The organism is Eoetvoesiella caeni, assembly GCF_003315175.1.
Lineage (GTDB): Bacteria > Pseudomonadota > Gammaproteobacteria > Burkholderiales > Burkholderiaceae_B > Eoetvoesia > Eoetvoesia caeni.
On record NZ_QNRQ01000001.1, the window covers coordinates 58,251 to 70,896 of the forward strand.

General features: G+C 58.9%; 7 protein-coding genes. 5 read left to right on the forward strand and 2 right to left on the reverse strand.

The window, feature by feature from the left end; all coding sequences use genetic code 11:
- The first annotated feature begins 35 nt into the window (after nt 1–35).
- Entirely contained in the window at nt 36–8,630 is an 8,595-nt protein-coding gene (locus DFR37_RS00270; RefSeq protein WP_113931253.1) for a glycoside hydrolase family 94 protein, read from the forward strand.
- On the opposite strand, the gene DFR37_RS00275 is transcribed toward DFR37_RS00270, so the two are convergent.
- Nucleotides 8,627–9,559: an SMP-30/gluconolactonase/LRE family protein gene (locus DFR37_RS00275; RefSeq protein WP_113931254.1), complete on the reverse strand. Its 933-nt coding sequence runs from the start codon at nt 9,557–9,559 to the stop codon at nt 8,627–8,629. The two genes, DFR37_RS00270 and DFR37_RS00275, sit on opposite strands and share 4 nt — an antisense overlap.
- 277 nt (nt 9,560–9,836) lie before the next feature.
- Here DFR37_RS00275 and DFR37_RS00280 point away from each other — a divergent pair, with 277 nt between their 5' ends.
- From DFR37_RS00280 to DFR37_RS00290, 3 genes are all read left to right on the forward strand, one after another.
- Nucleotides 9,837–10,610, forward strand: a complete 774-nt coding sequence (locus DFR37_RS00280; RefSeq protein ID WP_242341687.1) for an IclR family transcriptional regulator — start codon at nt 9,837–9,839, stop codon at nt 10,608–10,610.
- A 91-nt stretch (nt 10,611–10,701) separates the two neighbouring features.
- Nucleotides 10,702–11,250 carry a VOC family protein gene (locus DFR37_RS00285; RefSeq protein ID WP_113931255.1) on the forward strand — a complete coding sequence of 183 codons (549 nt, stop codon included), beginning with the start codon at nt 10,702–10,704 and terminating at the stop codon, nt 11,248–11,250.
- A gap of 89 nt (nt 11,251–11,339) precedes the next feature.
- On the forward strand, nt 11,340–11,792 hold the full coding sequence (locus tag DFR37_RS00290) for a flagellar protein FlhE (RefSeq protein WP_113931256.1): 453 nt from the start codon (nt 11,340–11,342) through the stop codon (nt 11,790–11,792).
- A 122-nt stretch (nt 11,793–11,914) separates the two neighbouring features.
- Here DFR37_RS00290 and cueR read toward each other — a convergent pair whose 3' ends face one another.
- Complete coding sequence (gene cueR / locus DFR37_RS00295; protein ID WP_113931257.1) at nt 11,915–12,301, reverse strand: Cu(I)-responsive transcriptional regulator; 387 nt, start codon at nt 12,299–12,301, stop codon at nt 11,915–11,917.
- 131 nt (nt 12,302–12,432) lie between these two features.
- Between cueR and DFR37_RS00300 the strand changes: the two genes are divergently transcribed.
- Nucleotides 12,433–12,630: a heavy-metal-associated domain-containing protein gene (locus DFR37_RS00300; protein WP_113931258.1), complete on the forward strand. Its 198-nt coding sequence runs from the start codon at nt 12,433–12,435 to the stop codon at nt 12,628–12,630.
- Nucleotides 12,631–12,646: the final 16 nt, after the last annotated feature.

The following is a 12,646-nucleotide window of genomic DNA, read 5'->3' on the forward strand; positions in this document are numbered from 1 at the left end:
GGCTTCCGCGACAAGACAGTGCAGCGAGGACGCGAATGAGACTGAAAGCACGCCTGAGCCAATTCCTTGAGTCTGCACAATACGCGACGGACACACACCCCGATCAGCAGCCAATACGCTCTGAACTGTTCAGCGTTGAACGGCTGCAAGAACATGCTGCCAGCCTGGCAGCCAACCAGGTCGTCGATGCTGGCCGGGAAAGCGGCAATATGCTTGCGAGGCGCAGCGCCGAAAACGAAAAAAAATTGCTCAAGTGCTATAACACCGCCACCGGCGACACGCTGCAACACAGATCCATCACGCCGGCGGCCGAATGGCTGCTGGATAATTACCGTGTTATTGAAGGGCAATTCAAAGATGTCCAGCTGGGACTTCAGTCGCGTTCATATCGCAGCCTGCCGCGACTGGCTCAAGGCCCCCTGGCAGGCAAGCCGCACGTCTACGGCGTCATCTGGGCTTTCATTGCACATACCGACAGCCGTTTTGATCCGGGCTTGCTGCGTCGCTACCTTGAGGCTTATCAAAAAGTCCAGCCTCTGAGCATCGCCGAGCTGTGGGCCATTCCTGTTACGCTGCGCTGCTTGATGATAGAGAACCTGCGGCGGGTAAGCGTGAATGTCGCCGAACGGCAAGAGGTACGGCAGCGGGCCGACCGCTTCGCCGACGATCTGCTTCGGGTGGACAAACTCGATCCGCAAAAAGTCGACTCCATCCTGCGCGAACTGACCAGCAAGCCGATTGCGTCCTCGTTCGCTGTACAGCTTATCCAGCGGCTGCGCTATCAGGACATCTCATTGCATTGGCTGAATCAAGAGCTGAACCGCCAGGGCCTATCGTCCGAGACTTTGGTCCAAATGGAGCACGCCACGCAAGCGGCCGACAACATGACGGTACGCAACATCATTACCAGTTTGCGTGAAATGTGGGCGTTCGACTGGCAAGTGTTTTTCGAAGAAGTCAGTGTGGTCGAAGAGCTCTTGCGCCGCCATCCCGGTTACGCCGACATGGACTTCACCACCCGCGATCGATACCGGCACGCGATAGAGGTGCTGGCCGGCAGGTCGCCGCTTAGCGAAATGGAAGTGGCGCACGCCGCGCTGGCCAAGGCGGCCAAGTCCCAAGCCGAATTTCCAGACGATCCGCGAAGATGCGATCCGGGGTACTACCTTATCACGCAGGGTCGCCGTGAATTCGAACGTGAAATAGCTTATCGCGCCAGCTTCGGCCAACTTTGCCTGCGCGCCTACACCTCGTATCCCGCCACCGCATATATCGGAACCATACTGTTGCTGACGGCGCTGTTCCTGTTCGTGCCGCTATGGTATAGCCACAAGGCAGGCGCGCCCATCGCGGGATTGTTTCTGCTGGCCGTGGCGGGCGCGTTTATTGCCTCGGACTTGGCCGTGCTGCTGGCCAACAAGGCAATCGAAAGCATGGTGCCGCCGCGACATCTGCTAAGGCTTGAGCTCAAGCATGGAATTCCGCCCGACATGAAAACTTTTGTCGTGGTACCCACCATGCTTGCCAACAAGAACACTGTGTCGGCTCAGATAGAACAACTGCAAGTACATTATCTTGCCAACCCGGAAGACCATGTTCACTTTGCCCTGCTGACAGATTGGGTCGACGCCGACACCGAAACGCGTGAAGAAGATGTACCGCTGCTGAAGACGGCCATCGAACAGATTGCGGCGTTGAATGCCCAATATGGTCCCGCCTCGAACGGCGAGCCCCGCTTCTTTCTTTTCCACAGAAAGCGGCTGTGGAACGAGGCGCAGCAAAAATGGCTTGCATGGGAACGCAAGCGGGGCAAGCTGCATGAGTTCAATCGATTACTGCGAGGAGCAAGCAACACCTCGTTCATCACCCTGGACGGCCGCCAACCCCATGCTCCCGCCGGCATCCGTTTTGTCATTACCCTGGACAGTGACACACGCTTGCCTCTGGGCGCTGTCAGGCAACTGGTGGGAACGGCCGCCCACCCGCAGAATCGGCCCCGTCTGCATCCGGACACGCAGCAGGTCATTGAAGGCTATGGCATTTTGCAACCCCGCATCACGCCTCTGCTGCCCAATAGCCGCGACACATCCGTATTCCAGCGGATATTCTCCGGCCCCAGCGGCATAGACCCGTATGCCGGCGCAGTCTCCAATATTTATCAGGACGTATTCGGGGCGGGCAGCTACACAGGCAAAGGCATCTATGACGTGGACGCATTCGAGGCTTCCCTGGCGGGACGCATTCCTGAAAACACCATTCTCAGCCACGATCTTTTCGAAGGTACTTTTGCCCGTTGCGGTCTGATTACCGACGTTGAACTGTTTGAAGACTTCCCATCCAATTACCAGGTGGCCGCATCGCGCACGCACCGCTGGATGCGCGGAGACTGGCAACTGCTGCCATGGATACTGGGCCTGACCAAACAGCCGATTCCCGCCATCGACCGTTGGAAGATGCTGGACAATCTACGCCGCTCGGTATCGTCTCCGGCCATGGTCCTTACCTTGCTTGCAGCCTGGACGGTGCCGAACGCCCCAGTAGCCGTCTGGACCGCGTATGTGCTGCTGGCGCTGGCGGCGCCGGCCATATTGTCCATCTTGCGCGGCCTGCTGCCCGCGCACCGCGACGTTTCCCTGGCAAGCCACGCGCGCGCCGTCGGCAACGACCTGCTGTATGGCGCCGGCCAGACCGCCGTCATGCTGACCCTGCTCGGGCATCAATGCTGGCTGGCGCTGGACGCCATCGGCCGTACCTTGTTCCGCCTGCTTGTCAGCCATCGCCTATTGCTTGAATGGGTGACCGCCGCGCAGGCCAAGCGGCACGCGGGTGTGTCGCTAAAGAGCTTTACCTGGTCCCTGCGCGGCAGTCTTATTCTGGCTTGTGTGTTGTTCCTGATAGTGGCCTGGGTCAGTCCTCATAACCTATACCCTGCCGCGCCATTTCTTATTTTATGGTGCCTGGCGTCGATTTTTGCCCGGCTTATCAGCTTGCCGCCTGAAAAGGTGCTGCTTGAAGAGACCAGTGCGGCCGACACAGTCGCATTGCGGCTCGAAGCGCGGCGCATCTGGCGATTCTTTACTACTTTCGTCAGTGCCGAGGATAATTTCCTTCCTCCTGACAATTTCCAGGAAGACCCCGACCCCGTCGTCGCCCATCGGACCTCCCCCACCAACCTGGGGCTTTATCTTCTGTCCATTCAGGCGGCGCGCGACTTCGGCTGGATCGGTTCGGACGACATGGCGCAGCGGCTGGAAGCCACCCTGGAGACCATGCAGAAGCTGCAACGGTATCGAGGACATTTTTTCAATTGGTACGACACCCAAACCCTCGACACGCTCAAGCCGCAATACATTTCCACCGTGGACAGCGGTAATTTGGCGGGACATCTGCTGGCGCTCGAGAGCGGCTGCCGCGAAATGGCATCCAGTCCGCTGTTCGACGCCATGGACCTGGCCGGCATCGCCGATTCTGTACAACTGCTCAGCGACGCCATCATGTCCGCCAAGGACGATCGGCGCACATCGACGGTGAATCTAAGCCAGCTGAACAAAGGCCTGGACGATTTCGAATCCTGCCTGCTCGACACGCCAGCCAACGCGCGGGAATGGGCCGAGCGCTGGTCCGAGCTGGACAATCGGGCTACGGTTTTGCTTGACCTGGCTCACACCTTCGCCCACGAACGCGGCGATATCGGCCACAGCGAGGTGTATGCGTGGGCCAAGGCGGTTCATGACGACGTTGCCAGTCACCTGAGGGACTTGCCGCTGCTGGATCAGCACGACGACGAAGGCATGGACGACGTCAATGTCGAGGCACCCACCGATGCCCGGCGTCAATTGAACAACAGGTTCGACGCGCTGGCACAGACCGCCATGGCCTTGTTCCAGGAGATGCAATTCGGCTTTCTGTATGACCGAACCCGGCAGCTTTTCTCTATCGGCTATCGCGTACAGGAAGACAGCCTGGACAATAGCTATTACGACTTGCTGGCATCCGAAGCGCGCGTCGCCAGCTTCATCGCGATCGCCAAGGGCGATATCCCTTCGATACATTGGTTCCGCCTGGGCCGCCCCTTGACCGCCATTGACGGCGGCGCGGTACTGATGTCGTGGTCGGGGTCCATGTTCGAATACCTGATGCCCTCGCTCATCATGTTTACGCCGCGCCACAGCATGCTGGGGCACTCATGCCGCCTGGCCGTCGAACGCCAGATCGAATACGGCCGCGAACGCCGCCTTCCTTGGGGCATATCCGAATCCGCGTACAACATCCGCGATCGCGCCCTGACCTACCAGTATTCCGGCTTCGGAGTGCCCGGTTTGGGGCTGAAGCGAGGCCTGACGCAAAACATGGTGGTGGCACCTTATGCAACCTTGCTGGCGGCCATGTACGACACTCCCGCGTCCGCTGAGAATCTCAAGCACATCGAAATGGCCGGCGGACGGGGCACGTTCGGCTTTTATGACGCCATCGACTACACACTCCAACGCCTTCCCGAGGGCAAGCGGTCCGCGCCGGTGCGCGTCTATATGGCTCACCATCAGGGCATGTCGCTGGTAGCGCTGGGCAACGCGCTGTTCGCAGGCAATATGCGTCATCGTTTCCACCGGCATCCCATCATCCGCGCCGCCGACCTGCTGCTGCAAGAGCCGCAGCCGCGTGAAGCGGGAATTACCCGCTCGGGTCCCGATATCATTGATGTGGCACAGGCGAGGAAAAGCGCCCAGCCGATTTCCCGCCGGTTCCATTCGGCAAAACAGGCGGTTCCGTCCACCTTGCTGTTGTCCAACGGCAGCTACTCGTTGATGGTCACTACCGCAGGGTCCGGCTACAGCAGTTGGAACGGCTTGGCCATTACGCGCTGGCGGGAAGACTTCGTGGCCGACGACCAGGGCAGTTATCTTTATCTGCGGGACACAGGAAGCGGTGATGTCTGGTCGGCGACCTTGCAGCCGATCGGCATCGAACCCGACCGCTATGAAGTCGTCTTCTCGGAAGACCGCGCGCGTATCAGCCGCAAGGACGATACCTTGTCCAGCATGGTCGAAATCATCGTCTCGCCTGAAGACAATGCTGAAATCCGCCGTCTCTCGATCACGAATTCGGGCGCGCAGCCGCGTGAAATCGAAATCACTTCCTATGCTGAAATAGTGCTGGCGCCCAAAGCGGCGGACAGCGCCCACCCTGCCTTCTCGAATCTCTTCATTCAAACAGAATACCTGCCCCAGATACACGGGCTTGTCGCCAAGCGGCGCCCGCGCGCAACGCAAGACCCGCCGGTCTGGGCCGCGCATGTCGTGTCGGGCGCGACGCAGGGCGAGACACTGGAATATGAGACCGACCGCGCTCTTTTCCACGGCCGGGGCCGTTCGGTTCACAATCCTGTCGCCATTTTCGACGGGCGCCCTTTGTCCAACACGGAAGGCGCCGTTCTTGATCCGATCTTCAGCTTGCGTACCCGCATACAATTGCCGCCCGGAGCTACCAAAAGGGTCATGTTCGCCACGATGGCGGCAGCCACGCGCGAAGATGTGCTGGCCTTGGCTGACAAATACCATGACCCATCCAGCTTCGATCGCATCTCGACCCAGGCCTGGATTCAGAGCCAGGTCGGCTTGCATCATCTTGGCATCGCCGCCGAAGAGGCCAATCTGTTTCAATACTTGGGCAGCCGTATTCTGTTCACCGATCCGGCCATGCGCCCTGGCTCGGAGATCCTGAAGCACAACACCCTTAACGCCACCTCGTTATGGCGCTTTGGCATCTCCGGCAATCTGCCGATAATTCTGCTGCGCATCGACGATCAGGAAGACCGAGACATCATCAGGCAGCTGCTGCGCGCGCACGAATACTGGCATAGCAAGGGCCTTGCCGCCGACCTCGTGATTCTGAACGAACGCAAATCTTCGTATATACAAGATCTACAGAACTCGATTGAAAACATGGTCCAGGGCAGCCAGATAGCTGCGCCGTCGGGTTCCGCAGCAGGCAATATTTTTGTGCTGCGCGCCGACTTGATGGAGCCGGCCGAAATCGACCTGGTTCAATGCGTGGCCCGGGTGACGCTCAGCGGCGCCAAGCAAGGCAGCCTGGAGGAGCAAGTAATACGCATGCGGCGCACTGAGGTACGGCCTGCCCCCGTCATTCCGCATGCCCTTTTGCCTGTACCGGTCGACGAGTCGACGCCGCCTGCCCCGCCGCTGGAGTTCTTCAACGGTCTGGGCGGATTTACCAAGCAGGGGCGCGAGTATGTCATTGTGCTTGGTCGGGACCAGCGAACGCCGGCTCCTTGGGTCAATGTCATAGCCAATCCGGATTTCGGCTTCCTGGTGTCTGAATCAGGCTCCGGCTATACCTGGGCGTCGAACAGCCAAAGCAACCAACTCAGCGTCTGGTCCAACGATCCGGTCAGTGATCCGTCCAGCGAAGTGTTCTATTTGCGCGATGAGGACAGCGGAGCCCTATGGACCCCCACGGCCCTGCCCATTCGCCTGGAGCATACCCGCTATGTGACCCATCACGGCCATGGCTACAGCCGCTTCGAACATCACGCCTACGACATTTCCAGTACCTTGCTGCAATTCGTCAGTTGGAGTGATCCCATCAAGATATCCACGCTGACCTTGACCAACACCTCGTCGCGCAGCCGCAAGCTGACGGCGACGGCCTACATAGAGTGGGCCTTAGGAGAGTCGCGTCAGGCGAATGCGCCGTTCATCGCAACCGAGATCGACGCCGATACCGGAGCCATGTTTGCCAGCAATCCCTGGAATCCAGACTTTGGCGAATGTATTGCTTTTGCCGGTTGGAATGGGCGCACAGAACGCTGGACCGGCGACAGGTCCGAGTTTGTCGGGCGCAACGGGACACTAAGGCACCCGGCGGCGCTCCGGCCCAGGCAAACCCTGAGCAATCGCACGGGCGCCGGAATGGACCCATGCAGCGCCTTGCAGACCGCCATTGAGCTGGCGCCGGGACAGCAACTGCAACTGACTTTCCTCATGGGCCAGGCAAAGAACAGGCCTGATGCGGGTCAGCTTATTCAGCGCTACCGCAAGGCCGACCCGGACCAGGTTCTTGCCGAAGCCAAGGCGCACTGGGACGAAATATTGAATACGCTTCAGGTCGAGACGCCGGACCTGGCAACAGACATTGTCCTCAATGGCTGGCTGCTGTACCAAGTGCTGGCATGCCGGATGTGGGCGCGCGCCGGCTTTTACCAAGCCAGCGGCGCGTATGGCTTCCGAGACCAACTGCAAGACAGCATGGCCCTGAATCTGGCCCGACCGGATTTGACGCGCGCCCATTTGCTGCGCAGTGCCGCCCGCCAGTTTCTTGAAGGCGACGTGCAGCACTGGTGGCATCCTCCCACCGGCCGCGGCGTGCGAACGCATATCACCGACGATCGCCTTTGGTTGCCCTACGCCGTGTCCGAATATGTTTCCGTTACCGGCGACATGGCGGTCCTGGATGAGGAAGTCCCGTTCCTGGAAGGCGCCGCCATCGCCGCCGGAGAAGAAAGCGCCTACTATGCGCCGACGGTGTCCGCCACGACGGGCTCGTTATACGAGCATTGCGCGCGAGCCATCGACTGCAGCCTCACCCGCGGACGCAATGGCCTGCCGCTGATGGGCGGCGGCGATTGGAACGATGGCATGAACCGGGTGGGCCACGAGGGCAAGGGCGAAAGCGTCTGGCTGGGCTGGTTTACATGCAACACCATCGCAAGATTTTCAGATCTGGCGCGAGCCCGGGCCGACCAGAAGCATGTCGATACCTGGACAGCCTATGCCGGCGCCATGCAAAAGGCGCTGGAAAAAAAGGCATGGGATGGAGCTTGGTACCGCAGGGCCTACTTCGACGACGGCAGCGCCCTGGGCAGCGCGTCCAACAGAGAGTGCAGAATCGACTCCATAGCACAAAGCTGGAGCGTGCTTTCGGGAGTCGCCGATCCAGCACGCCAGAGCCGCGCCATGAAATCGGTCGAGCAGTATCTGGTTCGCCAGGGCGACAACCAGGTCTTGCTGTTTACTCCCCCTTTCGACAATACAACCCGCGATCCTGGCTATATCAAAGGCTATTTGCCCGGCATCCGCGAAAACGGCGGCCAGTATACCCACGCGGCGGTATGGTGCATGATGGCCTATGCCGCCCTTGGAGACGGCAACCGGGCCGGGGAAATGTTCAAGATGCTCAATCCCGTCAACCATGCTTCGAGCCGGGCGGGAGTACATGTGTACAAGGTTGAACCCTACGTCGTCTCGGCCGACATCTACGCCTCGCCCTCGCATCGCCGGCGCGGCGGTTGGACTTGGTATACCGGATCGGCCGGATGGCTATACCGGGCTGGAATCGAAGCCATGTTGGGCTTCCGGAAGCGAGGTGGCAGATTGCAGATAGCTCCCTGCATTCCTCAGGACTGGCGCAACTACCGGCTGACTTACCGGCATGGCGCGAACACACGCTATGTCATTACAGTCGAAAACCCACATGGCGTCGCCGCGGGCGTAGCCTGCGTAGAACTGGACGGCAAGAAATTGTCGGACTTCGCCGGCATTCCTCTTGTGGACGATGGCTTTACGCATCGCGTGCATGTAATCATGGGCAAGACCGCATCGGTAAAACTCTAGGCTGCGCCTTTGGTATTGACGAACAGGCTGTACAGATTCTGGCCACCCGCCATGAACAAGCGGTTTTTATGGCGCCCGCCGAAGCACAGGTTGGCGCAGCGCTCGGGCAAGCGGATATGCCCCACCGGAACGCCGGCGCGATTGAAAATGCGTACGCCATCCAATTGTTCCGCACCCATGCCCCATCCGCACCACAAATTTCCGTCCTCGTCGCACCGAATGCCGTCGGGCGCCCCGGGTCCGCAATCGATAAGCACTTGCTTGTTGATCAAGCCGCGGCCGCCCGACACATCGAAGACATAGATGACGCGATTGGGCCGGGCACGTGAAGCCACCACGTAAAGCTTGCTTTCGTCCGGCGAAAAGCATAGCCCGTTGGGGTATTCGATATCGCCCGCCGCAACGGCAATGCTGCCGTCGCCGGCATCGATACGGTATAGATTGGCCGGCAGCTCTTGCTGTGCAACCTGTCCTTGATAGAAATCATGCAAGCCGAACGGCGGATCCGTAAACCAGATTGATCCGTCCGATTTTACGATAACGTCGTTCGGCGAATTCAAGGGCTTGCCATCGAATGCATCGGCCAGGACTGTCAAGCTGCCATCATATTCTGTGCGGGTTACCCTGCGGCTTAAATGCTCGCACGTTATCAGGCGTCCCTGGCGGTCGCGGGTATTGCCGTTGGCCATATTGCCGCCCTGCCGAAAAACCGACACCGAACCCGTGCTTTCTTCCCACTTCATGATGCGGTCGTTGGGCACGTCGCTCCACAGCAAAAAACGCCCGTCGCCAAACCACACTGGGCCCTCGCCCCAACGGGTGCCCGACGCCAGCAGTTCGACCGCCGCTCCGGTCAGGCGATACTTATCAAAGCTGCCATGCAGACTTTGCACTCGTGGATCGGGGTAGCTTTCGCTGGGCTGCCACATAGAATCCGCCCGACAATTGATATGTGTTTACCTTACCCCCAAAGCAGGCATGGCAACAAGCGCGCTAGATTCAACGCCGGCATGAAACAACCGCAGGTGCGCCACTAAACTTGTCATATTGTGATAAAACGGCAGTATTCTGAATCGAGCACCCACAATAAGTTCGGCAAGCCGTTCCGTATCGGCAAATCGAATCATGCCCGGCGAAAAGCTACAATCGCCGCTGGCTGTTTGTGCAACGATTTTTCATCTTCCCGCTGTCGCCAAGGTCTATCCGATGTCCAGTCTATCCAAAATGTTGTCCATTCTCGACCTGTTCACCGTCGATACGCCAATCTGGTCCGCCGAAGGAATATCGACCGAGATCGGCTGTTCGGCGCCCACCGGATACCGCTACGTAAGGGAACTGGTCAACGCCGGCATACTTCTGCGCCTGGGTACCGGAAGCTATTCGCTGGGGCCGCGCATTATTACACTGGACTACCAGTTGCGCACTACCGACCCCTACTATGCGGCGGGCCAGTCGCTCATGAAAGCGCTGTCGGCCCAGACTGGCTGCGACTGCGTCATGACCCGACTGTTCGACAACGAAATCATCGATACCCACCGCGAATCGGGCGCCGATGGATTGCACCTGGCCTATGGCCGCGGCCGGTCCCGGCCGCTATTCCTGGGCGCCGCTCCCAAAGTCATACTGGCCACCCAGCCCAAGGCCAAGCTCAGGCGCCTTTACGAAAGCCATAAACAAGAGTTGGCTGGTTTCCCTTTGTCGGAAACCTGGGAAGTCTTCTGGCAAACGCTGCAGAAAGTCCGCAAGGACGGGTTTTACCTTTCCAGCGGCGAACTGGAGTCCGATGTCGGCGCCATTGCCGTACCATTTTTCGGCGAAGGCCCATACGCCGTTGGTTCGCTGGCGCTGGTCATTCCCGTGCGCCGGATCGAGTTCATGAACCATGACAAACTGCTGGAACTATTGACGACCACAGCCGATGAACTGGGCAAGGTCCTGCGCAACGCAGACCGGCCTGATGCCGCCCAAAGAATCAAATAAATATCATAATAAGATAAATAATATAATTTAATTGCAAGTCCAGCATTTATAAAATAGAATAATTTCTATAAATGATAAACAGGAGGCTTTCATGCAAGCAGGATTATCCTTTAGCCACGTGGGCTTCTATGTCCAGGATATCGATAAAATGGAGCAGTTCTATCAGGGGCTGCTCGGCTTCTTCGTGACTGATCGCGGCACCCTTTCAGGCCCCTCGGGCGAATTCAAACTGGTATTTCTCAGCCGCGATCCCGATGAACACCACCAGATCGTCCTGGCAACCGGAAAGCCGGACTCAGTTTCGTTCAATGTCATCAATCAGATATCATTGCGCGCCGACAGCCTGGATACGCTCAGGGATCTGTATGACAAGCTTGCCGAAGCAGGGGCAAGCGACATTCAACCGGTCACACACGGAAACGCCATTTCCGTTTATTTGCGAGACCCCGAAGGCAATCGTCTTGAACTATTCATCGACACGCCTTGGTATGTCGACCAGCCCATGCGTGTGCCGGTGGACTTCAGGCAGTCCAACGACGAACTCATGCAATCCGTGGAAGCGCATGCGCGGCAACTGCCGGGGTTCCAGCCGCGCAGCCAATGGCGCGCCCGCATGGTGCAGTTGATGGGCATGGAATGACAATTTGCCGAAGGATATCGCGCAACCCGGCGAAACCCTTGAAGTGGATACGGCCCCTTTCTTTTGCCGCCATCGGCGATACTGCATGAATGCTATTGAATAAATCCGCCGCACTCTTCGACGCCCGTCGCCTGACGCAGGGACTGGCAGCCCTTGCCTGCGCCATGTTTGCGCACGCCGCCATTGCGGGCGATTTTTCGTGGAATGCCACGGGCACCAGCCCCGCGCTGAACTATGGCGGCATAAGCGTCAGTACCCAGTACGCGCCGCCGCGCCCGGCGGCCGGCGGGCCAGGCCCGCAGGCCATCAGCCGCGTACATGCCAGGCTTTCATACAAGTCCAACGTCCTTGTCCAGACCAGCCTGTGCTGGAACGGCACAGAGCGGTGCGTACCCGTCAGCGGCTCTTCCTTCAATACCAATGCCTTTAACGGCCTTGATGCCGGTAAACCCATGTACCTGGTGCATACCGCGCCGGGCAAAGGGCCGCTGCCGCAACCCGTATTCGTGCGCGGCGAAGTCATAGTCTGGTTCACCCAATAAACCGCATCGTTCGTGCGTCGCACTCCCGTGCGGCCGCCGCATAACGCATCAACCGCGGCCCTCCGGACACACACCTCGCGGGCGGCACTCGAGGCCCGCCTGATGTTTCAGGAGGGCCTTGGTCAGGAAGCCAGTTCTTCCAGTATGGGACAGTTGGGCCGGTTATCGCCCTGGCAGCATATGGCCAATTGCTCCAATTGATCACGAATGGATTGCAGTTTAAGAATATCCTGATCGAGTTCCGTAATGTACTGGCTTGCCAATTTCTTGACGTCGGAACTTTTCCTGTCCGTATCCTTCCATAGGCCCAGCAAGGTTCGAATGCGTTCAAGCGAAAATCCCAGATCGCGCGAACGCTTGATGAAGCGCAGAATCTGCACATCGGCCTGGGAGTAGATTCTGTAACCAGCCTCGGTACGGCGCGCCGCCGCAACCAGGCCGATGCTTTCGTAGTAGCGAATCATTTTCGCCGTCACGCCACTGGCGTCGGCGGCTTGCCCAATATTCATGCTTGCACCTTTTTGAAATCGGCCAGACGGCTTGACCTTCCTATTATAGGAAGCTTTACAGTGCATGGTAAGCCTCGGGCGAAGTTCCACCGAAGTTCCACTTAACCCCTACACACTACACCGGAGTCGACATGATTGAGTATCGCGTCCATGACATGACCTGCGGCCATTGCGCCAGCACCATCACTAAAGCCGTCCAGCAAGCCGCACCCGGCGCCGCCGTCAATATCGATATTGAGCAGCACCTGGTCCGGGTCGATGCCTCGGCGCAGATGCAGCCGGTCATAGAAAACGCCATCCGCGAAGCCGGCTACACGCCCGAGAGCTAAAAGGCGGAACCGCGCG